The 1,050-nt window shown below is 60.0% G+C and carries 1 protein-coding gene; it reads left to right on the top strand.

The genetic code is table 11. From position 1 onward, the window contains the following. Positions 1–1,050: calcium-binding protein (locus AC27VU_RS28875; RefSeq protein ID WP_488725407.1), on the top strand; the 1,050-nt coding region annotated here is incomplete at both ends.

Raw genomic sequence — 1,050 nt, 5'->3', positions numbered from 1 at the left:
GACGGGGGAGCAGGTGCCGATACCCTGATTGGTGGTACCGGCAACGATACTTATATCGTCGACAACGCCAACGATGTCGTGGTCGAAACCAGCACCCTGACCAACGAAATCGATACTGTCATGGCCTCGCTGAGCTACACCCTCAGTGCCAACGTGGAAAACCTGACCCTCACCGGTACCGGTAACTTCAACGCCAGCGGCAACGCCCTCAACAACGTGCTGATCGGCAACAGCGGCAACAACATCCTGATCGGTGGCGACGGTCTGGACACCATGATCGGCGGTGCCGGTAATGACACCTATCTGGTCGACCAGGCCGGTGAACTGGTGCTGATTCAGGAACTGGCCAACGAAGGCCTGGACACCCTGTACGTCAACTACACCCCGACAGCCCAGACCGGCACCGTCGACCTGAACAGCACCAGCCTGCGCAACATCGAGAACGTCACCCTTGGCGCCACCGGCACCTTCACCGTACTGGGCAACGATCTGAACAACACCCTGCTAGGCAACGCCCTGGCCAACAACCTGCAAGGTGGGGCCGGTAACGACCTGCTTAATGGCGGGGCAGGAGCCGATACCCTCAGTGGCGGCACGGGCGATGACACTTACATCGTCGACAATGCCAACGACGTGGTCATCGAGAACGCCAACGAAGGCTACGACCTGGTGCAGACCAGCGTCAGCTATGTCTTGTCGGCCAACGTCGAGGCCGGTCAGTTGCTGGGCAATGACAGCCTGTACCTGGTCGGCAACGACCTGGGTAACACCCTGACCGGCAACGGTGCCGACAACATTCTCGACGGCAAGGCAGGCGCCGATACCATGTCCGGCGGTGCCGGCAACGACACCTATGTCGTGGATAACGTGGGCGACGTGGTGATTGAGCTCGGTACTTCCGCAACCGAAATCGACACCATCGTGTCCTCGGTCAGCTACACCCTGGGCAACAACGTCGAGATCCTGACCCTGCGCGGCAGCGACAATCTCAACGGCACCGGCAACGCCCTGAACAACACCATCACCGGCAACACCGGCAACAACATCCTT

Source organism: Pseudomonas sp. 14P5.3.2 (assembly GCF_057799175.1).
Note: the sequence above shows the minus strand (reverse complement) of the source record. Positions and strands in the feature narration are given on the sequence as shown.